23 protein-coding genes are annotated in these 24,268 nt (G+C 61.0%); 12 read left to right on the plus strand and 11 right to left on the minus strand.

Translation table 11 applies throughout. From position 1 onward, the window contains the following. Position 1: 1 nt before the first annotated feature. The gene (locus ACSQ26_RS24230; protein ID WP_436013470.1) at positions 2–1,132 is read right to left on the minus strand and encodes a glucosamine inositolphosphorylceramide transferase family protein; all 1,131 of its coding nucleotides are present in this window, start codon (positions 1,130–1,132) and stop codon (positions 2–4) included. Between the two features lie 492 nt (positions 1,133–1,624). Between ACSQ26_RS24230 and wecB the strand changes: the two genes are divergently transcribed. The 3 genes from wecB to ACSQ26_RS24245 are packed head-to-tail and all read left to right on the plus strand — an operon-like array spanning position 1,625 to position 4,894. Beyond that, complete coding sequence (gene wecB / locus ACSQ26_RS24235) at positions 1,625–2,779, plus strand: non-hydrolyzing UDP-N-acetylglucosamine 2-epimerase (RefSeq protein ID WP_436013472.1); 1,155 nt, start codon at positions 1,625–1,627, stop codon at positions 2,777–2,779. After that, entirely contained in the window at positions 2,772–4,106 is a 1,335-nt protein-coding gene (gene wecC / locus ACSQ26_RS24240) for a UDP-N-acetyl-D-mannosamine dehydrogenase (RefSeq protein WP_436013474.1), read from the plus strand. The genes wecB and wecC overlap by 8 nt, the downstream gene beginning before the upstream one ends. After that, positions 4,103–4,894: a WecB/TagA/CpsF family glycosyltransferase gene (locus tag ACSQ26_RS24245; protein WP_436013476.1), complete on the plus strand. Its 792-nt coding sequence runs from the start codon at positions 4,103–4,105 to the stop codon at positions 4,892–4,894. Before wecC ends, ACSQ26_RS24245 begins: the two co-directional genes overlap by 4 nt. A gap of 8 nt (positions 4,895–4,902) precedes the next feature. Here ACSQ26_RS24245 and ACSQ26_RS24250 read toward each other — a convergent pair whose 3' ends face one another. Then, a complete protein-coding gene (locus ACSQ26_RS24250; RefSeq protein ID WP_436013478.1) occupies positions 4,903–6,339 on the minus strand; it encodes a lipopolysaccharide biosynthesis protein in 1,437 nt (478 codons plus the stop codon). A 158-nt stretch (positions 6,340–6,497) separates the two neighbouring features. Between ACSQ26_RS24250 and ACSQ26_RS24255 the strand changes: the two genes are divergently transcribed. After that, positions 6,498–7,601 carry a glycosyltransferase family 4 protein gene (locus ACSQ26_RS24255; RefSeq protein WP_436013480.1) on the plus strand — a complete coding sequence of 368 codons (1,104 nt, stop codon included), beginning with the start codon at positions 6,498–6,500 and terminating at the stop codon, positions 7,599–7,601. A gap of 17 nt (positions 7,602–7,618) precedes the next feature. On the opposite strand, the gene ACSQ26_RS24260 is transcribed toward ACSQ26_RS24255, so the two are convergent. Next, positions 7,619–8,863, minus strand: a complete 1,245-nt coding sequence (locus ACSQ26_RS24260; RefSeq protein WP_436013482.1) for a glycoside hydrolase family 5 protein — start codon at positions 8,861–8,863, stop codon at positions 7,619–7,621. Between the two features lie 128 nt (positions 8,864–8,991). Between ACSQ26_RS24260 and ACSQ26_RS24265 the strand changes: the two genes are divergently transcribed. The 6 genes from ACSQ26_RS24265 to ACSQ26_RS24290 all read left to right on the plus strand — a co-directional run bounded on the left by ACSQ26_RS24265 (position 8,992) and on the right by ACSQ26_RS24290 (position 16,133). Beyond that, a complete protein-coding gene (locus ACSQ26_RS24265; protein ID WP_436013484.1) occupies positions 8,992–10,893 on the plus strand; it encodes a heparinase II/III family protein in 1,902 nt (633 codons plus the stop codon). Positions 10,894–11,104: 211 nt separating this feature from the next. After that, a complete protein-coding gene (locus ACSQ26_RS24270) occupies positions 11,105–12,100 on the plus strand; it encodes a sterol desaturase family protein (protein WP_436013486.1) in 996 nt (331 codons plus the stop codon). Further along, positions 12,097–13,239, plus strand: coding sequence for a GNAT family N-acetyltransferase (locus tag ACSQ26_RS24275; RefSeq protein WP_436013488.1), 1,143 nt, complete (start codon positions 12,097–12,099; stop codon positions 13,237–13,239). The genes ACSQ26_RS24270 and ACSQ26_RS24275 overlap by 4 nt, the downstream gene beginning before the upstream one ends. A gap of 137 nt (positions 13,240–13,376) precedes the next feature. Then, positions 13,377–13,697: a plasmid stabilization protein gene (locus ACSQ26_RS24280; RefSeq protein WP_436013490.1), complete on the plus strand. Its 321-nt coding sequence runs from the start codon at positions 13,377–13,379 to the stop codon at positions 13,695–13,697. 132 nt (positions 13,698–13,829) lie between these two features. Then, positions 13,830–14,135 carry a hypothetical protein gene (locus tag ACSQ26_RS24285; RefSeq protein ID WP_436013492.1) on the plus strand — a complete coding sequence of 102 codons (306 nt, stop codon included), beginning with the start codon at positions 13,830–13,832 and terminating at the stop codon, positions 14,133–14,135. A gap of 21 nt (positions 14,136–14,156) precedes the next feature. Beyond that, positions 14,157–16,133, plus strand: a complete 1,977-nt coding sequence (locus tag ACSQ26_RS24290; protein WP_436013494.1) for a protein-L-isoaspartate(D-aspartate) O-methyltransferase — start codon at positions 14,157–14,159, stop codon at positions 16,131–16,133. A gap of 48 nt (positions 16,134–16,181) precedes the next feature. On the opposite strand, the gene ACSQ26_RS24295 is transcribed toward ACSQ26_RS24290, so the two are convergent. From ACSQ26_RS24295 to ACSQ26_RS24305, 3 genes are all read right to left on the minus strand, one after another. Continuing rightward, the gene (locus ACSQ26_RS24295; RefSeq protein WP_436013496.1) at positions 16,182–16,337 is read right to left on the minus strand and encodes a hypothetical protein; all 156 of its coding nucleotides are present in this window, start codon (positions 16,335–16,337) and stop codon (positions 16,182–16,184) included. Between the two features lie 55 nt (positions 16,338–16,392). Further along, complete coding sequence (locus ACSQ26_RS24300; RefSeq protein ID WP_436013498.1) at positions 16,393–16,614, minus strand: hypothetical protein; 222 nt, start codon at positions 16,612–16,614, stop codon at positions 16,393–16,395. 160 nt (positions 16,615–16,774) lie between these two features. After that, positions 16,775–17,083, minus strand: coding sequence for a hypothetical protein (locus ACSQ26_RS24305; RefSeq protein ID WP_436013500.1), 309 nt, complete (start codon positions 17,081–17,083; stop codon positions 16,775–16,777). Positions 17,084–17,244: 161 nt separating this feature from the next. On the opposite strand from ACSQ26_RS24305, the gene ACSQ26_RS24310 reads away from it, so the two are divergent. Both ACSQ26_RS24310 and ACSQ26_RS24315 read left to right on the plus strand, forming a co-directional pair. Continuing rightward, positions 17,245–17,394, plus strand: coding sequence for a hypothetical protein (locus tag ACSQ26_RS24310; RefSeq protein ID WP_239369110.1), 150 nt, complete (start codon positions 17,245–17,247; stop codon positions 17,392–17,394). A gap of 319 nt (positions 17,395–17,713) precedes the next feature. Beyond that, positions 17,714–18,766 carry a calcium:proton antiporter gene (locus ACSQ26_RS24315; protein WP_436015447.1) on the plus strand — a complete coding sequence of 351 codons (1,053 nt, stop codon included), beginning with the start codon at positions 17,714–17,716 and terminating at the stop codon, positions 18,764–18,766. 324 nt (positions 18,767–19,090) lie between these two features. On the opposite strand, the gene ACSQ26_RS24320 is transcribed toward ACSQ26_RS24315, so the two are convergent. The 5 genes from ACSQ26_RS24320 to ACSQ26_RS24340 are packed head-to-tail and all read right to left on the minus strand — an operon-like array spanning position 19,091 to position 24,204. Further along, positions 19,091–20,023 carry a LysR substrate-binding domain-containing protein gene (locus ACSQ26_RS24320; protein WP_436013502.1) on the minus strand — a complete coding sequence of 311 codons (933 nt, stop codon included), beginning with the start codon at positions 20,021–20,023 and terminating at the stop codon, positions 19,091–19,093. Next, the gene (locus ACSQ26_RS24325; protein ID WP_436013504.1) at positions 20,002–20,859 is read right to left on the minus strand and encodes an alpha/beta hydrolase; all 858 of its coding nucleotides are present in this window, start codon (positions 20,857–20,859) and stop codon (positions 20,002–20,004) included. Before ACSQ26_RS24325 ends, ACSQ26_RS24320 begins: the two co-directional genes overlap by 22 nt. Positions 20,860–20,869: 10 nt before the next feature. Beyond that, entirely contained in the window at positions 20,870–21,976 is a 1,107-nt protein-coding gene (locus tag ACSQ26_RS24330; RefSeq protein ID WP_436015449.1) for a zinc-binding dehydrogenase, read from the minus strand. A gap of 15 nt (positions 21,977–21,991) precedes the next feature. Further along, the gene (locus tag ACSQ26_RS24335) at positions 21,992–23,218 is read right to left on the minus strand and encodes an NAD(P)/FAD-dependent oxidoreductase (protein ID WP_436013506.1); all 1,227 of its coding nucleotides are present in this window, start codon (positions 23,216–23,218) and stop codon (positions 21,992–21,994) included. After that, positions 23,215–24,204 carry a fatty acid desaturase gene (locus tag ACSQ26_RS24340; RefSeq protein ID WP_436013508.1) on the minus strand — a complete coding sequence of 330 codons (990 nt, stop codon included), beginning with the start codon at positions 24,202–24,204 and terminating at the stop codon, positions 23,215–23,217. Before ACSQ26_RS24340 ends, ACSQ26_RS24335 begins: the two co-directional genes overlap by 4 nt. Positions 24,205–24,268 lie beyond the last annotated feature (64 nt).

The following is a 24,268-nucleotide window of genomic DNA, read 5'->3' on the forward strand; positions in this document are numbered from 1 at the left end:
CTCAACCGGCGCTGTCGATGACTTCGAGCCGACCAGCGCGGTTGAGTGTGTGAATGCCCCTGCGCGCCCAGGCGGGGCCGGTCGCAACGGGTCGTACGGAACCGAAAGTGACATCGCTCTCATCGACATGGACAAGATCCATCAACCCCAATCCGCCGCCATAGGCGCGCGAGCCGTCTTGTACCGGCAGCACTGTTTTGTCGCCCTGGTGGATGAATGCACCGCCCGGCCGCGCGGCGGAGTGATCGATCGCAATCGGGTTGAGCGCATGCGGCACCCACGGTCCACGCAGCGAGGGCGCGGAATGGACCGTCATCGTGTCGGACGCACTGCCATGGCCGAAACGCTCGCTGCCGAACAGCCAGAAACGTCCGCCGGATTGGAGCAGGGTCGCATCGTTGAAATCGCGATCCGCCATCAGCACGGTGTCGCGTACCCATCGCTCCGGAAAGCTCTCGGCGCGATAGAGCACCAGTTCGCGGGCGGCGCTGCTTTCCGGCAGCATGAATATCTCGCCATCCATGGCAAAGACCTGCGGGTAGGAGAGATGATGCGGCTCTTCCAGCACGACGCGCGGCACACTGAGTCCGCCATCCAGGCCGAGTTCGGCCACCGAAATCGTGCCGCGGCCCTTCGCGTATTCGAATTCCTCGACGAAGAGAAAATGCTTGCCGTCACGTTCGATGACAAAAGGGTCGGCATAGAAGCGCTGGCCGTCGTCCGGGAGCACCGTGAATGGCGCTCCATCGAGGCGGCCGGTCTCGGCGATGCCGGGTCCGTCGATCAGCCGATAGGCGACCTGCCAGTAGAAAGGCCGCTGTCCCAACGCAAGCTTTCGCGCTGCACGTTGCGCGAGACCCTTGACCATATGTGGCACATAGGACTGCAGAAAGGCGACACGACGCGGTTCCGCCTTCGTGCCGTCCTCAAGGGGCGTGAGACGACCCGCAAAATGGCGGACGACGCTCTGGGCGAGGAGAGATATCGCTCCCGCGAGCAGATCATTGCCAATGCGCGAAAGCCAGAGCCGATCGCCGAGCATGGGCCGCGCGCGGCCGACGACCGCGCCGTCGAGGCAGGTTTCCACCTGCGCCTCTCCACTTGCGAGCAGCGCGGCTATACCTTCGGCCATATTCCGGTGACCGCAAAACCGGATCGTCAATACATTCCCGCGTTGAGACACATTTGGTTCGTTCGTGAGGTCAATCACCAAATCGGCGGGCGTGTCCGCACTAGGTGGCAGAGGCTCGGCACGGCTCGCCAGACTCTGCCCGAACCGCCGGCTTTCCATACCAAACACCCCGTCCAGCGCGCTCGCTGCTGGCGGCGCGGCTTCGATGTGCCGAACCGAGACCGTGTGACCAAGTGCTTTCAGTCGCGCCAGCAGAGCGTGTTCCCAGCGGCGCGACATCTTGGAATAACTAAAGATCAGAATATTACTCAAGTTTCTTTCAATCCAGTTCCGTGCCAGAAACGTAATGACTTCTTCTCATTATAGTACATCCCCACTCCCATATTAATCATAACCGAGGGATTAAATGCACTCCGGCATCTAATGCTTAACACGCTACCGCCCATGGCTTAGTTAATGAGTTCATAAAGTAATTTTGCCAAGTGTCCCAAAATGAACGTTATGTCTCATTCCGATCTTCCGGCCAAGCGCAGGTTACTGATCGTGTTCGGTACCCGGCCGGAGGCGCTCAAGTGCTTTCCGGTTGCGCGCGCCGCGCTCGACCATTCCGGTTTCATGACCCGGATCTGCGTCACCGGCCAGCATCGCGAATTGCTGGATCAGGTGATCCAGTTGACGAGCCTGCCGGTGCATTACGACCTCGATATCATGCAGCCAGGCCAGACCCTGTTCGACGTTACGGCCCGCGTGCTGACCGGCATGGCCGAAGTTCTCGACGAATTCAAGCCTGATATCGTGATGGTGCAGGGCGACACGACGACTGCGATGGCTGCAGCGCTTGCGGCCTTCTACAAGCGCATATCCGTGGCGCATGTCGAGGCCGGCCTGCGCAGTCACAATATCAATTCACCCTTTCCCGAGGAGCTGAACCGCAAGGTCGCCGCCAATATCGCGACCTGGCATTTCGCACCCACCGCGCTTGCCCGCGACAACCTCGTCGCCGAGGGAACCGATCCGGCCAACATATTCGTCACCGGCAACACGGTGATCGATACACTGCTGCATTTCTCGGCGACGATCGATGCCGACGCGATGATGAATGCCGAGCTGTCTTCGCGCTTTCCCTATCTCGACCCCACGAAGAAGATGATCCTGGTGACCGGCCACCGGCGGGAGAATTTCGATGGCGGCATCGACCGCATCTGTCATGCACTGAGGGTACTGGCCGCGCGCGGCGACGTCCAGATCATCTTTCCCGTCCACCCCAATCCCAATGTGCGCGGGGTGGTCGATGCCGAGCTCGGCAATGTGCCGAACATCCATCTCATCACGCCGCAGGAATACCTGCCCTTCGTCTACCTGATGAAGCAGAGCTACCTCGTATTGACCGATAGCGGCGGCGTGCAAGAGGAAGTGCCGTCGCTCGGCAAGCCGGTGCTTGTCATGCGCGACAATACCGAACGCCCGGAAGGTGTCGCCGCCGGCACAGCCCGCCTCGTCGGCACCGATATCGACAAGATTCTTTCCAATGCCAATGCCCTGCTCGACGACCAGCTCGCCTATCGCGGCATGGCCGGCCGGCACAATCCCTATGGGGACGGCAGGGCGAGTAACCGCATCATCGAGGAGTTGCTGCGTCATGTCTAACATCCGCACCGTGTCCGTCATCGGCATGGGATATATCGGCCTGCCGACCTGCGCCATCTTTGCCAGCCGGGGCTTCGATGTGATCGGCGTCGATGTCAACGAAGCTGTCGTCGACAAAGTCAATCACGGCCAGATCCACATCGTCGAGCCGGATCTCGACGGACTGATCCAGAAGGTGGTTGCGAACGGCAAATTGAAGGCGTTCACCAGGCCGCAGCCGGCCGATGTCTTCATCATCACCGTGCCGACGCCGATCACCGAGGACAAGAAGCCCGACATCGATTACGTCATATCAGCCGCGCGCAGCATTGCCCCGATGTTGAAGACGGGCGACCTGGTGATGCTGGAATCGACATCGCCCGTCGGCACCACCCGCGCCATCACCAGATTGCTCGCCGAATTGCGCCCCGAACTCAGGTTCCCGGATACCTATGGCGAGGAGGCCGACATTCTCGTCGCCTACTCCCCGGAACGCGTGCTGCCGGGCAAGATCCTCACCGAACTGGTCAACAATGACCGGTCGATCGGCGGCCTGTCGCAGAAATCGTCCGAGCGGGCTGCGGAACTCTATTCCAGCTTCGTAACCGGCAAACTGTTCATCACCCAGCCGGAAATCGCCGAACTGGTCAAGCTGACGGAAAACGCATTCCGCGACGTCAACATCGCCTTTGCCAACGAGCTTGCGGCTGTATGCCAGGAACTGTCGCTGAATGTTTGGGAAGTGATCGAGCTTGCCAACCGGCATCCTCGGGTCAACATATTACAACCAGGCCCGGGCGTGGGCGGCCATTGCATCGCGGTCGATCCGCATTTCATCATCGATGCGGCACCCAACAGCACGCGGCTGATCCGCGCCGCGCGGACGATCAACAGCGAACGTCCGCATGCTGTGGTGCGGGACATCGAGGCCCTGCTGGACGGACGCCGCAACCAGACTGTCGCCTGCCTGGGCCTGAGCTTCAAGCCCGACATCGACGACATGCGCGAGAGCCCGGCCGTCGAGGTCGTCAAGCTGCTGGCGGAAAAGCCGGATCTGACTATCATCGTCGCTGAACCCAATGCCCGGACGCTGCCGTACGAACTCGAGGGCAAGGGCGTCGTCATGATGGATGCGCTCTCGGCCATCGATTGTGCCGATATCGTCGTCCTGCTGGTCGATCATCGGCAGTTCAAGCTGATCGATGCGGAGGCGCTCAAAAGCAAGGCGCTGGTCGATACGAGAGGGTTGTGGACATGGCGCAAGGCTCACAAGCCGGATCGGCGCATGCAGGAGGAAAGGCCGATGACGGTCACATCGATGCCAAAGATCGTGGGGCGCGTGGCGTGAGCGGAAGCCAATCCGGATGGGCGCAGCATCGGCTGCTGGCATCGCGACGGCTCGAATTCATGGGCGCGCCGATGCATGCCTTGACCATGACGGAGACACTCGGCATCGCCGAGGAGGCGATGGCCTTCCGGCGGCCGCTGCTGCATACGGTCATCAATGTCGCCAAGCTGGTGAATATGGGCAAGAATCCGGAACTCTACGAGGATGTCACCGGCGCCGACGTGATCAGCGTCGACGGCATGGGCGTTCTCTGGGGCGCACGGCTGTGCGGCGTGAAAGTGCCGGAGCGTGTGGCCGGCGTCGACATCATGATCAATCTCTTCGACCTTTGCGCAGCGCGGGGTTTTCGCCCGTATCTGTTGGGTGCGGAGCAACAGGTTCTCGACAAGGTCGTCCTGCGGCTGCGCAGGGACCACCCCTCGCTGGTGGTTGCCGGAATGCACGATGGCTATTTCGATCCGGCGGATGAGGATGCGATCGTCGAGGCGATCAACGCTTCGGACGCCGATTGCCTGTTTGTCGCGATGCCGACGCCGCGCAAGGAGCGGTTTCTCAAGCGATACCGCGACGTGCTGGTGCCGAATTTCGTCATGGGCGTCGGCGGCAGCTTCGACGTTTATGGCGGCAAGGTGGCGCGGGCGCCGCAACTGGTGCAGGCGCTCGGAGCCGAATGGCTGTTCCGTGTTGCACAGGAACCGAGCCGGCTCTGGCCGCGCTATTATGAAACGAATATCGCCTATGCGAGCCTGCTGTGGCGCGAGCTTCGCAGCCGCCCGATACGCCGGTAGTTATTGCGTCAGCCTCTGACTTTCGCGAGCGCCCTGGTGACGATCCGCATTGTCGCCTCGCGATGAAACCTGGCATTCAAGGCCAGGAAAACCAGCCCGCCGATGGCACCTCCCGCGAAGAGCCTGACGACGGCATGCGCATCGCCAAGAAGCCAGGTCACAAGCCACGCGGCAAGACCGGTGCTGATCGAAATGACGAATGACAGGCCGATGTCGCGCCAGGGCACAGGCACCGGCGTCAATCTTTCGCTGATGATGAAACAGGCGACAAGCGCCGAGACCGACCCGCCGGCCAGCGCCAGTGCCGCGCCAAACTCGGCCATGGCAGGGATCAGGATCATGGACAGCGCGATGGCCGCGACCGAGCCGATGGCATTGGCGATGATCAGCAGCCATTGCCGCTTGTGCGCGTGCACGACACTGCCATAGACGAAACTGGTCAGGTTGGCGCAGAGCACGCTGAAGGCGATAACAGGGAAGAGCCGCGCGGTCTGGCCGTGATAGTCCGCAGGCAGGGCGAGCCCGGTGATGTCGCCGCTCAGCGCAACGAGCAAGGCTGCGACGGGCAGGCATAGCCTGAACATCAGCGCCATCAATCCGGTCAGGAATTCTCCGGCAGCGGCCGGTCCTTCGCTATCGAAGCGGCTGACCACTTCAGGGAAGCCGCCCATATTGATGGCATTGGCGACCATGTCGATCGGCTGCCGCGCCAGCGCATAGGCCGCAGCGAAGATCGCCACCGCACCGGCATCGTGATAGAGCTTGAGGATCAGCCGCTCGGCGCTGTTGAGACCAAAACCGACCAGCGCCATGATGACCAGCGGCACGCCGATCACCGCGAATTCCCTCGCCGTGAATCGCGGCGGACCAGCAACGAGATGGCCGAAAGCCATGGCGCTCGCGACGAGACCGGCGAGCAGCACGCCCAGGCTCGAACCGAGCGACATGCCGAGAAATGAATTCGGGAAGAAAGCGATCGCGGCGATCGGCAGCGCGAGTTGCAGCACCGCCCGCAGGAACTCGAGCGAGGAATAGGCGGAATGCCGCTGCTGCATCTGCAACACGGTGAGTGCGAAGCGGCCCACCGCGCCTGCGACGAGATAGGCGCATACGGCGAGAGCGAATTCGTTCCAGCGCTCGGGGACTACTGCAATCGCCGCGATCACCGATATTCCGAGCGCAAGCGTTGTCGTGCCGAGCAGGAGCCGGCCTGCGATCATCACGCTGCCGCGACTGATCTCGCCCTTGCCGCCGAGCCTCAGCAGCGCGATGCGCAGCCAGTTGGTGACGGCGATATCGGTCATTTCGCCAATCGTCACCACCAGCGTGAACAGGCCGTATTCCGTCTGGTCGATCAGCCGCGTTGCGATGACGAGCAGCAGCAGCGCCGAGACGCGCGTCAGCAGGATCGCCGGGGCATAGATGAGCGTCGAACGCAGTAGCAAGGGATCGTCCTTGAAGTGTCCCTTTTTGGAATAGCTTCAGACCGCCGCGATGCCTAGCGAAATTTCCAAAGATCGAAGGATTCGAGTTCGTTACGCGTGCTGTAAAGCTTAACTGCAGCTTTGCTTTGCCGCACATTCGTCGCCGTGATATCCGGTCGATGATGGCAAATGGTGTATCCTCGGCAAAGCCGCTTCATGTTCTGGTCTCGATTCCGTCCGGACCCACCGGGCAAGGCGGTATCGACCGTATCATGGCATCGCTGAAGAAAGAGCTCGATCGGGAGCAGCGCGCCGATATCGACGTCCGTTTTCTCGTCAGCCGCGGTTCGGGCCATGTGGCTCTCTCGGGCCTCTATGTGATCGGGTTCTGCCTGCGGATGCTGGCTGCGCGCGTTGCCGGCCGCGCCGATGTCGTGCACATCAACATATCGAGCTATGGCAGCACGTATCGCAAGCTGCTGATCGCGGCATTCACGCGGTTGCTCGGCATTCCCTACATATTGCACCTGCATGGCTCGGAATACCGGCTGTTCTGGAAGGACGACACCAGTTTTCTGAGCGGGCGCATCCGCTCGATGTTCGAGCGTGCGGCCCGCGTGGTGGTTCTCGGCCGAACATGGCGCGATTTCATTGCCGGCCGCGCGCCGGGTGCGACGGAGCATATCGCCATCGTGCCGAACGCGACCGAAATACCAACCCTCGCACATGTCGGTGACGGTGAGAGCGTCCATATCCTGTTTCTCGGACGTGTCGGGGAGCGCAAGGGCGTACCGCAACTGATCGACGCACTGCACGAGATGCACGACCATCCGGGCTGGCGGGCGACGATCGCCGGCGATGGTGACGTGGAGGCGTCAAAGTCCAGGTCAACAGCGCTTGGTCTTGGCGATCGCATCGCATTTCCCGGTTGGGTCGGACCCGCGGCCGTGGCGTCATTGATCGCTTCAGCAGACATTCTGGTCCTGCCGTCTTTTGCGGAGAACCTGCCGGTCTCGGTCATCGAAGGCATGGCGGCCGGGCTCGCCGTGGTGGCGACGCCGGTCGGCGCGGTCGAGGATATCATCAAGGACGGAGAGACCGGGTTTCTTGTCCCGCCAGGCGATGTTCCGGCTCTCACCGACGCGCTTCTGCGGCTCGTCAACGATCCAGCCTTGAGGGCACGCCTGGGGTCGGCCGCTCAGGCGGTGCATCGCGAATGCCTGGAACTCGCGCCATTCGCGGAAACCATTTGCAATATATGGAAAGCGTCCGCTCGGCGCTGAAGGCGGCATGCCGGTAATTACTCCTGCAGTCCCAGCGCTTTCAGCAAACCTCGATCCGGCACGGCCGGGCCTCTGGGCTGGATGACCGACATGCCGTGTGGATTGGAATATTCCCAGATCGACCACGGAATTTGGAACCGCTCCGATTCCCGCCGGACCGCCGCGATGTAACGCAGCCGGTCGGCATTATTGGCGCCTGACCGTCCGTCGGCGGACATCAGCATGGCACCGAATTCGCCCATGAACAGGCGATCCGTCGGAATGTTGTGTTCTTTCGCCCAGGCCACCGCCTCGCCCATCCGCGCCTGCAGTTGCGGCGGGCCCCAATTCTCGATGAAATATTTGTCGATATCGCCGCTGATCAAGGCCATGTTCAGAACCTGCTGTGCCTCGTCCAGCCCCGCGGCCGTCATGCGGAACGTGAGCTGGGCAACGACACCCTCGGGCGTGCCCCTGTCCGCCGGCCAGGGAAGGCCGGAACTGAAACCTTTGGGATCATCAAGCCGCTGATGCGTGAAGCTGTGCGGCTCATACATGTGGAAACTGTAGTAGATATTGGGATCGTCGAAAATCGGATCGATATCGGTCAGGCCCGTTATGCTGCCGCCGCAACCGCCGGTGACGACGATCGGCAGGTTGCGGCTCACGGCACGGATATCGGCAACCGTGCCCGATATGATCCTCTGCCAATCGTCGGTGCCGCTCGCATCGCAGGGATAGTGAGCCGGCTCATTATATGGTTCGAGCGCCACCTTGCCGGTGCCGATATCGGCCAGAATGGCGGCCACATCCCTAACCATGGAGCGATATTGGGCGACGCCTTCGCTATCGGCGTCGCCATTGACCAGATCGATACCGTTGGCCGGCACCTGGCTGACGCTATGCAGATCCAGCACCACTTTGAGATCGGCGGCCGTGACGTGCTTGATTGCCTTCTGGAGAATCTTGAGCGCCTGCTTGCGGCGCTTGCCTTTGCTGGCGAGCAACGGTCCCGGATCGACGCTCAGCCGGATGAAATCGAAACCCATGGAGCGAATACGCGCAAACTGATTGCCCGGCGGCCAATCCCGAAGCGGGCGGCCGCCGGACAGCCAATCCTCGACCGAGCGATAGGGCGGCCACCGGTAACTTCCATCCTCGGCGAGCGGCGACCAGTTGAGCCATTCATGAACGCCGACGCCGCGCGACAGCTTGAGCGTAGCTGCTTCGCCCGATGTGGCGATTGCGAGGAGCATGGCACATGCGCAAAGCAATCTCTTCATCGCCGTTCTCCCCGGGGGTCAGGACCCAGGCCGCTTGCCCGTTAACCGCAGTAACGAAAAATCCGGCCGGAGTTCAACGGTTTTACGCCGGCATAGTATAACAGGGATGAAATTCCGGCGGGACCGCGATGAAACTAGGGTGGTACATAGCGCGCCTGCGCAGCATGGGACCGGCGGAACTGCTGCACCGGCTCGATGAGAAGCGCCGCAAGATCGTCTCTCGCGGGCGGGACGAGGGTTGGGAACGCTATCCTGCTTCCGCACTGCGCCCCGTCTTTCCAGGTCTCCGCGCGGTCGTGAACGCCGCGAGGCCGGCGGCACGGGCCGCGATTGCCGACGCTGCCGGGAAAACATTGGCGGGACACTTCGCCGCCCTTGGCCGGGCATGGCCGAAACGCGATCCCGCGAACCTGTTTCCACCTGATCTATGGCGCCTGGATCCGGTCACCGGGCAATCCTGGCCCGGACCCAAGACCTATGCCTTCGACATCGACTTTCGCCACGATGGCAGTCTCGGCGACGTGAAATATGTCTGGGAGATCAACCGGCTGCAATTTCTGCCGCCGCTCGCCGCGCATCTGCTGCTGGAGGGCGACGACCGCAGCCGTATCGCCATCGAGGCGGCGATCGACAGCTGGCACGGCGCCAATCCACCCTTCCGCGGTGTCGGCTGGGCATCCGGCATCGAAGTGGCGCTTAGGGCCGTCAGCCTGATTGTCGCACTCGATCTTGTGTCCGATCGCCTGAGCGACAAGACAATTCAACAAGCGGGCGAAATCCTCGCGGCGAGCGCCCATTGGCTGCCGCGCTTTCCATCGCTGCATTCCTCGGCCAACAATCACCGGGTCGCGGAACTCGCTGGGGAATATCTCGTGGGTGTTGCGTTAGGAACCGATGGCCGCTCTGCCAGAGACGACCTTGTCGCGGAAGTGCGGAAACAGATTCTTGCCGATGGCTCGGGTGCCGAGCAGAGCCCCACCTATGCCGCCTTCATAGCCGAAATGATTCTTCTCTCGGCTCTCGCGGCACGAATGGCGGATGAGCCGTTCCCGCTGGCGGCTTATGAGCGCCTCTCTGCCTTTGCCGATTTCATCGACTGGCTCGGTCCGGAAACCGGCTTCGGCGACGATGACGAGGGGCGCGTGCTCACATCAGGCGACGAGCCGCACTATGCCCAATCCGTTGGCTCGGCCATTCGCGGCTTTCTTAGACAACCGCGAAACCCTGCGCTTCCAGACGATTTTCGTTCCTTGTTCTTCGGATGGCCTTCAGAACCCGCCGACCCGCCGCGTGGCCTGAAAACCTTTGCCGAGGGTGGGCTTTCCGTCTGGCACGGGGAGATTGGGGAGCGCCAGATCGACCTGACCTTCGATCATGGGCCGCTCGGCTATCTCTCGATCGCCGCACACGGGCATGCCGATGCGCTTTCGCTGACGCTCTCCGTGGACGGCCGGCCGGTGCTGGTCGATCCGGGCACTTATCTCTATGGCTCCGGCGGTATCTGGCGCGACTGGTTCCGTTCGACGCCGGCGCACAATACGCTGAACATCAAAGGCGAAAGCCAGAGCATCATGTCCAGCAAATTCAACTGGTCGCACAAGGCGAGCACGACGCTTGTCGCGAGCGACCCGCCCCCGAACTGGAGCCTTCGTGCCAGGCATGACGGCTATCGTCGCCGCTTCGGCGTGGTGCATGACCGTACGGTCGCCCGGCATGCCAACGGTATCGAGGTTACCGACCGGCTGCTGGGTGGCACACATATGTCCGAAATCGTGTTCCAGCTTGCCCCGGAACTGGCCACCCGTCAGGAGGGTGCCGTAGTGACGATCTATGCCGATAACCGGTCCCTGATGAAAATCCTGCTCCCCAGCGATGAAATAACGATCTCGCGCGGCGACAAGAGTCCCGGCGAAGGCTGGGTATCGTCACGGTTCGGTGTCAAAAACCCGGCCGATCGTGTCGTTTGGCACGGCAAAGTCGGAGAAAATGGCGTGATCACCCGGTTCCTGCCTGCCGGGCGGATGGAATAGCCTCGACACGCCTGCCACATCGCCGATATTGCGCCGCAACATTCCGCCTTCCGGCGTTAAACACGTTTTGATATTCAGCAACTTCCGCCGCTACCCATCCGGTATAAATGGCACGGGGCATGTCGATATCCGTTGCGCTTGGTTCGAGCGCGACAGACACAATTGAAGATCACCTGAGGCCGCGATGCGCGACCGAGGAGTAAGACGTACCATGCTGTCCGAATTCGTGACCGCCGTGTCGCAGAAAATCGCGAATGTCGACCTGATGACGCCGGGCGTCATCCTGCTGACGGCGTTCGTATGCGCGGTGATTGCCTATTGGCGCGTGGTTGAGCACAAATCGCTCACCGACTTCTTCGAGTTCGCGCTGCCGAAGGAAGTGATCATGCATCCCTCGGCCCGCGCCGACCTGCTGTTCTGGATCGCCAAAAGGCTGATCATGCCGTTCCTGCTGATCCCGGCCGGCATCACTTTCATCGCCGCCGTCGGCTATGTGACAAACCAATCGGTAGGCTGGCTGTTTGGCCTGACCGGACCGTTGCTGGGCGGACCTGCCGGCCCGGTGACGATTGTCCTTTTCACCGCCACGATGCTGGTGGCCTATGATCTTTCCTATTATCTCTATCACTACGCACAGCATCGCTTCCCCTTCCTCTGGGAACTGCACAAGGTCCATCATTCGGCGGAAGTTCTGGTCGGCATCACCAAGGATCGGGTGCATCCGCTCGACGACCTGATGAACCGCGCATGGGATGGCGTCATTGTCGGCCTGTGCTTCGGCGTATGGAGCCTGATCGCGCTCGACCCGGTGGAAATCACCCTCTTCGGCGTCAATGTCTATGTCGTGCGAAATCTGCTGATGATGGATTTCGTCCGTCATACGCATTACAAGATCTCGTTCGGCCCGCTCAATCACCTCATCATCTGCCCGCATTGGCACCAGCTGCATCACAGCGTCGATCCGCGCCATTACGACAAGAATTTCGGACTGCTGTTTGCATTCTGGGACCGGCTTTTCGGGACGCAATGCGTGCCGCATCCGGACGAGGATTTCAAATTCGGCCTCATGGACCACGATGTCCGCAGCTATCAGTCGCTGTTCGGCCTCTATATCATGCCGCTCACGAGGATGTGGGGTCATGTGGCCAAGCTGTTCGGCAAGCGGCAGGACGAGGTTGTCCAGACAGAAAGCGGCGGCCAACCATGAACCAGGTTGTGCCGATCAGCGCCGCCGGCGCCGAGCAGTTGGAGATCGTTCGGACATCCGAACGGCTAAGAGAAATCGGGCCGGCCTGGACCGAGCTCTGGACGAACGTCGATGGTTTGATTTTCCAGAGCCACGACTGGATATCGGCGTGGTGGGAGACCGCATCCATCCAGGCGCCGCGCAGCCTCCGGATCGGCCTTGTATGGCATGGCGACCGGCTCGCCGCCGTCGTGCCCCTGGCGATCGGCCGCCGCAAGGGCCTGCGCTTCCTGGAATGGGCGGCCGTCAGCGTGTCGGACTATGGCGACATCCTCATGGCGCCGGACTGCCCGCCATCGGCGCTATTGCGTATCTGGTCGCGGCTGTCGGCGTCCGGCGGTTTCGACCTAGCCTTCCTTAATCGCCTGCGGCCGCATGCGGATGCGCTCGGCATGCTTGCATCTGATGTACCAGGCGGCATCAGGCTTCGGCCCAATCACCGCACCGAGGTTAGCCATCGCATTACCGGCACATGGCAGAACGGCGCGGCGTGGTACGACGGCCTGTCGAAGAAGACGCGGAAGAACTACCGGCATGGCTGCAACACGCTCGAGAAGTCAGGCAAGCTGCAATTCCGCCTTCTGGCGCCCGATGAGCCGTTGGAGCCGGTGCTCGACCGGATTGCTGATCTCAAGCGCAAGTGGCTGGTCGAACGCGATCGCCGATCCTCGTTGTTCGACCAGGAGAAGCTGACACTCCATAAGCTTGTCGCAGCACTCGCGCGCCGGGGTGTGCTGCGTCTTTTCGTGCTGGAATGCGACGGCGTCGTCATCGCCGCTTCCGTCAACTTCGTCCAGAAGGGCACGTTGATGTGCTGGGTGACGACCTATGATCCGGAATTCGGCTTGGCATCGCCCGGTACGATCCTGATCATGGATTACACGCGCTGGTCTTTCGACAACGGGTTGCAGACGGTGGATTTCCTCTGCGGTGGCGAGGCTTTCAAGGAACGTTTCGCAACCGAATCCGTGACGCTCAATTCGGTCATCGGGACGCGTACGCTGCGGGGGATGCTGGCGGAACGGATGGACCGCATCAGGCGCGCTCTTCGCAGGGATGATGTCCGGTCAAACGCGGAAAGCCTCCCGCAGGAGGCTTGATCGATTGAACGGTGACGGGTGTCGTCCACCGGATCCACGACAATGGTACCCTTCGCTCCTTGAGATAACAGATCAGTGCGGGGAACGATTGCCCGCAAGCGCTGTTGTACCTCTTCCCAGTCAAGGAGGACCTCGCCATGCCCCGTGGAGACAAATCGAAATACACCGACAAGCAGGAACGCAAGGCCGATCACATCGCCGAAGGCTATGAGGATCAGGGCGTTTCCGAGAAGGAAGCCGAGCGCAGAGCCTGGGCCACTGTCAACAAGGAAAGCGGCGGCGGCAACAAGTCCGGCTCGGGCCGCGGCAAGAAGGATACCCACGTTTCGTCGAAGAAGGGCGGCAGAATCGGCGGCGAGGCTTCGGCGAACCGGCCGAAGGAAGAGCGCTCGGCCTCCGCGAAGAAGGCCGCCGCGACCCGCAAGCGCCACGAGAATGAACAGCACTCGTCTCATTAGCCGCCTACGCATTCATCAGAGGCTCTGATGAGCAAATTTGAAATCAGGAAGGACGCACGACCGAGGAATGCTGCCCCGGGCACCATCGACAGAGACAGTCGTCATGCCTGATCGCGCGGGAGAGAGTGTAAAATGGCGTCAGTAGATTGGTACGATGCCGGCCTGACTGTTGGTCGCGAGCTTGCCGACACCGGCGGCACGGCGGCGAATGTCGATGTGAGCATCATGGACTTCGCCTCCGCCAAGAACTGGCTCGACGGCGTTCTCGACGGGCTCCGCGACAAGGGCTTTGACGCGAAGAGCATCGCAGCCTCATCCGGCATGATCGAAAGCCTGCGTGACACTGCGGGCTGGCAAGAGGATGAGACCTATCGAGGCATCGGGATTTTACTTGATGACCAGCCAGGGTCGCAAAATCTGATTATCGTTGCGGCCTAACCACAAGCCAGGGAGGCTATCATGCGCGATTATGTTTCCGTCCGCCGGCGGATGATCGAAACCCATCTTCGACGTCGCGGCATCAAGGACGAGGCAGTGCTGCGCGCCATGCAGGAAGTGCCGCGCGAATTCTTCGTCGAACCCGGCTTCGAGGAATTCGCCTATGAAGATTCTCCGCTTCCGATCCAGGAAAGCCAGACCATTTCCCAGCCCTATATCGTGGCCCTCATGCTTGAGCAGGCCGGCATTTTGTCCGGAGACACGGTTTTGGAAGTGGGAACGGGTTCGGGATACGCCGCCGCCGTGATCAGCCGCATTGCCGACCAGGTCTTTACCATCGAGCGCCACGACAGCCTCGCCAAGCGAGCCGAACAGCGCTTCGAGGAACTCGGATATGACAACATCCATGTGAGGACTGGCGATGGCACGCTTGGATGGGCAACGCCGGGTCCTTTCAACGCCATCCTCGTCGCCGCGGCAGGTGCCGAAATTCCGGTCGCACTGACCGATCAACTCGACATAGGCGGGCGGCTGATCCTGCCGGTCGGCGAAGCCGGCGGCCAACGCCTCATCAAGATCACCCGCTCGAGCGCCACGACGTTCCAGGAAGAGGATCTGGGCGCAGTCATTTTCGTTCCGCTGGTCGGAGGAGAGACATCAGATAATGATGCTGGCAAGCCGGTTGCGATCGACAAGACACTGACATTGCCAAAGCTCATAGCTTCCCGGGCGGAAGCTTTGCCCGAGCTGGGCGATCCGGGTTTCGCGGCCGCCTTCGATCGCTTTGCCGACAAGCGCATCATCTTGTTGGGCGAAGCCTCCCACGGCACGTCGGAATTCTATCGCGCACGCGATGCCATTACCCGCAGGCTGATCGAGCGACACGGCTTCAACATCGTCGCCGTCGAAGCGGACTGGCCGGACGCTGCTTCCGTCGACAGGTATGTGCGCGACAGACCACAAGCGGCCAGCCAGAGCCGCGAAGCGCCTTTCCAGCGCTTTCCGACATGGATGTGGCGCAATCGCGAATTCACGGCCTTTGTGGAATGGCTTCGCGGGCACAATGCCGAAGTCTCGGGGCAGGCCAAGGCGGGCTTCTATGGCCTGGACATCTACAATCTCAGTGCATCCATCGCGGCGGTCCTCGGCTTTCTCGACAAGACCGATCCCGAGGCCGCTGCGGTAGCGCGGGAACGCTATGGCTGCCTCACCCCCTGGCAGAACGATCCGGCCACCTATGGCCGAGCGGTCGTCACCGCCAAATATGAGGGTTGCGAGGCTGAAGTCGTTGCCCAGTGCCGGGACCTGCTGTCACGCGGCCTCGGACTGCGCAAAGGTGATGGCGACGACTTCCTGGATGCGGCGCAGAGCGCGCGCCTCATCGCGTCCGCCGAACGCTATTACCGCGTCATGTATTACGGCGGTCCCGCAGCGTGGAACCTGCGCGACGATCATATGTTCGACACGCTCTCCGCACTTCTTGAAGCAAAAGGGCCAAACTGCAAGGCCGTGGTATGGGCGCATAACTCGCATATCGGCGATGCCCGCCACACGGCCATGTCCTACGGCCGCGACGAAATCAATCTCGGCCAGCGTTGCCGGGAGCGCTTCGATGCCGACGTCGCGCTGATCGGATTCGGAACGCATGGCGGTCGAGTGGCAGCGGCGAGCGACTGGGATAGCGACATGGAGATCAAGCAAGTGCGCCCCGGCCTTCCCAACAGCTATGAACAACTGTTCCATGAAGCCGGGATCGAGCGCCATCTGCTCGACTTCGGCCGCGACCCGGTACTGAGGGAACGGCTCGCGGCGCCCTTGCTGGAACGCTTCATCGGCGTCATCTATCGCCCCGAGACGGAGCGCGGCAGCCATTATTCGGAGGCATCAATCTCGAAACAGTTCGATGCCTATGTATGGTTCGACGAGACAAATCCAGTATCCGCGCTCGGCCTCGACAACGCTCACCTCGATCCGGATACGTTTCCGTTCGGCCAATAGCAGCGCCGGATCATCCGAAACCGCGCCCGCGAAGAATCCCGCGGGCATTTAATGCGGTTTTTGATACATGTCCTTGATGGCGTCTTCGCGTTTTTCTTCCTCAATGGGCGTAAGCGGGCGGCGGGACATCAGTGCGAACGCAATTGCCGCGCCGAGAATGATAGGTCCACCGACGACCACCAGAATCCAGAAAAAGTTGCTCATGTCATTCTCCTGCCTCAGATGGCAAAAAAGGGGGCCAAAGCCCCCTCATGCCAGGTTACTGTTTCGGAGCACCAACGCAGGTCGGGTCATCCGGGGGTGCGGTCTTGCACTTTTCGATTTGTTCGGGACTAAGCTTCGTGTCCCTCGTGACACTGTTTGTCTGGTCCTGATTCATGTTCTGGGTGGCGCTGTCTTTCTTGCCCTTCTCCACGGCCATGCCCATGGACGAGCCGGCCAGTAACGCGGCAGCCAGCGAAGTCGCGACCAACATCTTCATGATAATTCCTCCTCGTAGGATCGGATTGACGGAATCCAACTCCTAACCGACGCAAACGGTTGCCGGAATTCGCTATTTTGTACGGTTTAGCACATTACCATGTGCACCGACGAAGGCGCGGGGGAAGCTGGATCTGCAGGGCTCCAGCGAGTTGGCGCGGCTAACCCGGACTTGATATGCCCTCGGAATGCCGCGAGCCCTCCCCGCGTTTTGCGAGCTTCTCCTGCATTGCGGCGAGAGCCTGGAATCCAGCCTCAAGAAGCGCGATGGAGTGGAACGTGTCTATCCGAATCCATCCCGCATTCTGGGCGTAGCGAAGTCCCGACGCGGTTTCCTGCAAGGGGTAGTGATGACGCTTGAAATACTCTTCAAGTCGAACATAGGACACTTCCAGGCCCACCCGAGCCTGGCTGCCAAAAGCGTGAAGAATATGCCCGGCCGCCTTGGCCGGGCTGGCTTTCTGAGTCATCTCTACCTCCTAGACACGCAGCCTGGCGATTATGGAAAGCGGTACGGGCGTGGTCAACGCTTGGTCTGTTTTTGACAATTGGCGGCCAACCTCGAGTCCGGATCGAGGTCACAGGGAACATTGGCGGCAATTGACGATTGGTCTCCGAAGGAGAAAGCCCCATGATCCGCAAGCTGAAATCCGGCGAGTATCGCCTCTATTCCCGAAAGGTCGACCCAAAGACTCACAAACGCCGGAACCTCGGAACCTTTAAATCCCGCGAAGCCGCCGAGAAACATGAGCGCGAAGTGCAATATTTCAAGCGGCACTAGCCGCTTATGACGACGACCTTATCAGGCTGACGGCCGGCTCGCTGGATCATCCGGAACGGATAACACCCACGGGACATTATGGCTACAGCAGACCTGCCTGGGCGGATATCGGTCCCGGGCTTCCGGAGGAAAAAACCCGAGAGAAATTCTGACAAAACACTTCTTCCATTATAAGGGTTGAACAACCGGAGCGCGATGATGACCCGATTGAAGAGAATGGCGATCATCGCTTCTGCGATCGTGGTGGTGATCGTGATCCTTGCAGTTCTCCTGTACGGGGTTTGAAGTGAGCCGATTTTGGCCGGAGAGTCGATCAGCCCTGGCCCTGTTCGCAGGGCTCGCAATCCTGTCGAGTGAAGACAAGCTCCTTGCTGGGGGATCCGGTGCTGCCTTCGTGATCTTCGCGATCCTGCTGGTGGCGATCGTGACGGTCTCAGTTCGCGTGGCGCGTCACGCCGAAGCGCTGGCGCAGAGAATCGGCGACCCCTACGGTACGATGATCCTGACCTTGTCCGCGGTCCTCATTGAGGTCGTCATACTGGCGATCATCATGAGTTCCGAGAGCTCGCCGACCCTTGTTCGCGATACGATTTATGCGGCGGTCATGCTCGACATCAACGGCATCATCGGGCTTTCAGCACTCATCGGCGGCCTGAAGCATGGCGAACAACCCTACAATGACGATTCGGGGCGCACTTACAGCGTCATGATCATGACGGCGATGGGCCTATCGATGATGGTGCCCGAGTTTGTGCCGCAGGCCAGATTGCACCTTTACTCGATTTTCACGATCTTCGCGATGCTGACCCTGTATGCCCTCTTCGTGCGCATGCAGGTCGGGCGCCATTCCGGCTTCTTCCGATATAGCTACGCCCTGGCCAAACAACAGGCTGACAGTGACGGAAAGAGACCGCCGCCGCCACTTGTCTTTTCAATCGCAATGATCGTCGTCGGCATTGCGATTATAGGCTTCCTTGCGGAGGTGATGTCCACGTTTCTAAATGCCGGCATTCGGGCGACCGGGATTTCCCCAGCCCTCGTTGCCGTTGTTGTCGCAGCGATCTCGGCGGCGCCGGAAATTCTGACGGCTCTCAGGGCAGCGTTGAAAAACCGCATGCAGGCCGTCATCAACATTGCGATGGGCGCTTCGCTTTCCACTGTCATCCTGACTGTGCCGGCGATGGAGGCGCTCGCGATGTACACCGGCCAACCTCTCCTAATGGCGATGACGCCGCTGCAGACCGTGATGGTGGCGCTTACGCTCATCGTCGCGGCGATAAATCTCAACGACGGAGAAACAAACGCAATCGAAGGGATGACCCATTTCGTGCTCTTCGGCGCGTTCGTCATGCTCACGATCCTGGCGACTTAGTTCGGAAGGTTCCTGACAGCCAAGTCTGCACTTGTGGCTCTTCCGGGCTCCCACAAGGGAATGCCAAGTCCACGGCTAAGTGAAGCCGAATTTCGGAAACGCTATCTCAAGCAATTCGAGGACCCAGCCTTCGAACCACTCAATGCGCAACTCGACGAAGTAACGTCGGTCGATAGCCGGACCGATAACCAACGATACGGTCAGCTTTGTGCTAGCGCGTTTCGGCGATATCCGCTCGCCGAGTGTGGAGGGAATCGAAAGGATTGGATGAGTTCGAGCCCGAGCGGCAAGAATCGCATTGCGCGAGCGGTTCCTCAAAGGTCTCTATGACGAACAGAGCGCCTCGGCCGTCTCGACCACCATTTCTCGCGACATCTTCATGAAGGCGTCGATCGACGGAAGAGACCGCCGCTCCTTGAGGCAGGCCGCAAAAGAACGCGTGAATGGTCTGTGTTGAGCGATCGAAAGTGTGCGTAGCCTGTCATCGCGCGAGAATTCGAAGTCGGAGACGATGCCGAGTCCCAATCCGGCGGCTGTCGCCTCGAGCACGGAATCGCGCGGCAGTTCCATGACGATGTTCGGTCGGATATTGTTTGAGGCGAGCACTTCTTCCAGTGCTCGCCGGGTCATCGACCCCTTCTCCCGCATGATGATCCGCTGACCGTCGAGTTCCTCGATATTCAGCTGCGTGCGATGCGCCCAGGGATGGGTAGCCGGCACGGCGATCACCACTTCATGCTTGCCGAGACAGACCAGATCCAGACGCGGATCCTTGTAGTCGCTGCCGATGATGCCGACATCCACCTCGTAATTGAGAAGCTTCTGATAGATGGAGTCGGAATTGGCGCTTTCCAGCGTCACATGCATCAGCGGATAGCGGTCGATATATTTCGACAGTTGTTTCATCACGAAAAACGGCCCGACCGTGCCGATATGGAGCCGGCCCGCAAACTGGTTGCCAACGGTATTCAGCAGCGAATGCGCCCGCTCCTCGAGCGAGAATATCTGCCGCGCCACCGCGAGCAACGCCTCGCCGGCATCAGTGAGGGTAAGATCGTTCGGGCCCCGCACGAAGAGCTGGAGATTATAGGTCTCCTCCAGCGCCTTGACCTGCGTGGTCACTGTCGGCTGGCCGATACAAAGCAAGTCGGCGGCCTTGGTGAAACTCAACTCGCGCGCCACGGCATAAAACGACCGCAGCTGATTGAAATTGACATACGTGATCTTGTTTCTTGCTATCGTTTCGCCTCCCGGCACGGCTTCTCCTCCATGTCAGCCATCTCCTTCAATACGCCTGTAATGATCGAACCCGGCAAAAGAAGATCCTTTAGAATTGTATAATGATTCAGTCCAGCGAGGACGCGCGACTCCGCATCACGACCAGCAGACCTCAGACGGCCAGCAAATCCCGCGGCCTGATCGAGAAAGCCGGATGTTTCCCCAGCTCCGACCAATATGCGGTAGCGAAGCGGTGGCAAGTCGCAATCGAGGGGACTCAGCCTCGCGGCCCGCTGGATGGTCAGCCCGAGGGCGCGGTTGAGGCTGGTGCCGACCAGTGGCCGGACATCGAATATCCCGCTGATCGGTGCGGTGCCGGCAAAGGGAATGGCGGAGACAGTCGGATGAGGCCGGGCGTGAAGGCCCGCCCAGACCGCGTGATGACCGCCCGCGGAATGGCCGGTGGTCAACCACGACGACGGCGGTCCCGTGTGCTCGCTGACAACATCGATTATCGCCGGGATGCTGGCGGTCGCCGCTTCGGTGATCTGTTCTAGCCGCAGCTCCGGTGCCAGCGGATAGTTCGGCAGGGCGACAGAAAATCCCTTTGCCAAAAGCGACTTGGCAACGAAGCTGAAGCGCCGTTTGTCGAGACTCTGCCAATAGCCACCGTGAAAGAAGATCGCCAAAGGTGCGTGTCTTCCACCCGGAAACAGATCGAAGGTCATGCGGGGGTGTGTCCCGTATGGCAGATCGAGCAGACATTGGACTTCCCTGCGCGTCCGTTCGCTCTCCAGATCATAGAGGGCGTAGACGTCGTGGCGCTCCGGATGCCGGTCGCGGAAGACGTAGTCGGGTTCATCGGATCGTGCCACGCTGATTGCCTTATTCGAGCATCACGACGCTGCGAACCGAACGGCCGGAGCGCATGAGTTCGAAGCCCTCGTTGACCTGGGCGAGCGTCAATCGGTGAGTAATCTGCCTGTCGACATCGATCTCGCCCGCCATGAAGCGATCGATGAGCGCGGGCAGTTCGCTTCGGCCTTTGACGCCGCCGAAATAGCTGCCGAGAATCGATTTTCCGTAGCGCACCTGGACCGGCGGGAACGACAATTCGCTACCGGCCGGTTCGACGCCGAGCAGGACACTCTTGCCCCAGGCCGGGATGCAACAGTCCAGCGACTGCCGCATGACCTTGAGCACGCCGGTGCATTCGAATGCGACGTCGACACCGCCACCCGTCAGGTCGCGGATGGCGGTGACTGGATCTGGGACGTCTTCGCCCGGAACAAGAAAGTCGGTCATACCGTAGCTACGGGCGAGTTCGGTCTTGCTACGGCTGATATCGATACCGATTATGCGTGCCGCGCCAGCGATCCGCGCGCCCTGAATGATGTTGACACCGATGCCGCCGAGCCCGAAAACTGCGACATTGTCTCCCGGCCTGATATGGGTGAGTGCGGCGCCGACGCCGGTCGTGACGCCGCAGCCGAACAGGCAGACCTTGTCGAGCGGCGCATCCTTGCGGATTTTCGCGAGCGCGATTTCCGGCACCACCGTGTAGCGTGACAGCGTCGAAGTTCCCATGAAATGGTGAACCGGCTCGTTCCCGCGCCGGAACCGCGACGAACCATCAGGCATCACGCCGCGATCACGCGTCGGCTTGATGGTCCAACAGAGATTGGTGCGTTTCGAGCGGCACATGCTGCATTCGCCGCATTCGGGACCATAGAGCGGGATGACGTGGTCGCCGCACGCCAGCGCCGTGACGCCGGCGCCGACCTCGACCACGCGGCCCGCACCCTCATGCCCCGGAATCAGCGGGTAGACGCTGCTCGCATTGACACCCTCGAGGGCGGTCAGGTCGGTGTGACAGAGGCCGCTTGCTACGATCTCGACGAGTACCTCGCCCGCCTGGGGGCCATCGACCGTGACGTCATCGATTTCGAGCAATTGGTTGGGCGCCACGCAGATGGCTGCGGGAGACAGGATCATCGCAAGCTCCCTTCAGGCCGCGGCTTCGTGAATGGGCACAAAGCCCGTGGCACGCAGGTCTTCGCGGCTGACATGGCCGTTGCGGATCATATTCTGCGCCTTGCGGAAGGCCTTGCCGGCATCGATGCCGAAGAGACCACGCATCATGCCGTCGACGACGAAGCAGGCGAGATAGCCGCTTTCACCAGCGATACCCTGTTCGTAAACATCCGCGTCCGGCTCGAGCAATCCGGCGATCTGGTAGCGGTGGTCGAACTGGTCGGTCCAGAAGTAGGGCACAGAGGCCTCTTTCGGGGATTGGCCGCAGATCGCGCTCGCGGCATTGGCCGCCATTTCCTCGGCATTCATCCAGGATTCGAGCCGCCAGCGCCGGTCGTAGCGCGCATTCCGCTGCGAGGCGGCGTCGCCGATGGCATGGACATGTGGGTCGCTGGTGCGACAATATTCATCGACCTCGATGCCATTATCGACCATCAATCCGGCCGAGCGGGCGAGCGCATCGTTCGGCGAGCCGCCGATGCCGACGAGAACGAGATCGGGATGAACCATCTCGCCGCCATGCAATCTCATGGAAATGCGCTGCGGCGTCTGGATGATCTCCTCGAAGCCTTGATTGCACAGGATGCGAACGCCAGCGGCTTTGTGGCGGGCCGTAATCAGATCTGCGATCCGCGCCGGCATGACGCGCCCGAGCGGCCGCGACGCGGCTTCGATGACGGTCACCTCGGCGCCGAGCTTGCTGGCGCTTGCAGCCACTTCGAGGCCGATGAAGCCGGCGCCGACGATCAGCAGTTTCACACCCGGCTTGATCGCTCCTCTCAGCGCACGTGCCTGTTCCAGCTTGTGCAGATAACAGACACGCGAGCCCAGCACATCGAGCATCGGCAGCCGGCGCGGCGTCAACCCCGTCGCGAGCACCAGCTTGCCGTAGCCGATCTGCCTGTTGTCGCCGAGCCGTACCTTCCGGTTCCTGATGTCGATCGACTGCACGACCTGTCCGGCAACATGTTCGATGTCGAGGCCCGCGAGCATGTCGAGATCGATCACGAAGGAAGGGCGCGGTTCGACTTCATCGATCAGCATGGCCTTGGAAAGCGGAGGCCGTTCATAGGGAAGGCAGGGCTCGTCGCCGACAAGCACGATGCCGCCCTGCCAGCCGAAATGCCTGAGCCGTTCGGCGCAGCGGCCACCGGCATGGCCGGCGCCGACGATGACGATGGGGAGACCAATTTCGCTCATGCCGCAGGTCTCGCCTCGCGACGCAGCCGCAAGACTTCGCCGAGGATCTCGCGATGGACCTGAATATAGCCCTTGCTGACATGCTTGAGATGCGGCTCGACATGATCATGCAGGCGGCCCAGCGCATGGAAGGGAACGGACGAGGCCAGATGATGCTCGGCGTGGAAGGGCATGTTCCAGTAGAGCTGGCGGAGGACGGGATTGACCAGGGTCGTCCGCGTATTGGCAAGCAGATCGGGGCTTTCGTCGGCACCGGTATGTTCGGCCATGCGGATCGCGCGCAGCACCGGTTCGCCGATCACCCGTGGGATGAACCAATAGGTGAGTGCGATCATGCTGCCGAAATAGATCGAGGCGGCGGCAATGGCGACATAGAGCAAGACGAGCAGCCTGATCTCGAGCGAGACCTGGCCCCGCACCGAGTCCGGCAGGAAGGTCTGCTCTTCCTCGGTGTAGCGGCCTGCCGATCCGCGAACCAATGTTCCGATGAGCTTGGGCCAGAACGAGGCGCCGAGGATCATCGAGAAATATTCCCTCAGGCTTGTCGGGAACGGCACGATGTCAGGGTCACGCTCGTCATGCTGGGTGTAGGTGTGGTGCGCGGCGTGCCGGTACTTGAAATAGAGGAAAGGCCGCATCGTGATCGCGCCGATCGTGAAGCCGACCAGATGGTTGAGCCAGCGGGACCGGAACGCCGTGCCATGCGAGCATTCATGCAGCGGCGCAAACATCAGTACGATGACGGTGCCGTAGAGCAGCATCGCGGGAATCTGCAGCCAGAGATTTCCAGAGGAGAGGTAGATAAGCGAGGCGGTGACTGCCAGCGCGAGGATATGGACCGCCAGGTTATAGAGTCCCGGCCCGTTCGTCCGCACGCGCAATTCCTTGAGCTTGTCGCGCGAAACGACCTCCGGACCGGTGAGCGGCCATATGTTGCTGCCAACACCGCCTATGCCGGCATAGCTTGCCGAATTGTTGCCTTCCATGGTGTCCTCCACCTCAAAGTTGTGACCGTCGCAACTCTAGCGACTGCCCCGACGCCCGAAAAAT

This window comes from Rhizobium sp. LjRoot254 (genome assembly GCF_964254105.1).
Taxonomy (GTDB): Bacteria; Pseudomonadota; Alphaproteobacteria; order Rhizobiales; family Rhizobiaceae; genus Rhizobium_E.